Source organism: Dactylosporangium sp. NPDC049140, from assembly GCF_040648435.1.
This window is the reverse complement of record NZ_JBEZDS010000033.1, coordinates 134348-134557: the sequence shown is the minus strand read 5'-3', so window position 1 is coordinate 134557 and position 210 is coordinate 134348. Positions and strand designations below refer to the sequence as shown.

1 rRNA gene is annotated in these 210 nt (G+C 61.0%); it reads left to right on the top strand.

Annotation, left to right across the window (positions count from 1 at the left end):
* A 5S ribosomal RNA gene (rrf, locus tag AB0B76_RS38870) occupies positions 1-95 on the top strand; the annotation flags it as partial.
* Between the last annotated feature and the right edge of the window lie 115 nt (positions 96-210).

Here is a 210-nt window from a genome sequence, read left to right as displayed (position 1 = left end):
AAACGCCCGGTCCCATTCCGAACCCGGAAGCTAAGCCCTCCAGCGCCGATGGTACTGCACCCGAGAGAGTGTGGGAGAGTAGGACGCCGCCGGACTAAATTTCCTTCAGGGGCTCACCGATTTCGGTGGGCCCCTGAAGCATTTTGTCGAACTCGAAGACCAAGAGGCCGGCCCGTGAGGGCCGGCCTTTTTTGCTGTCCGGGTCAGGTA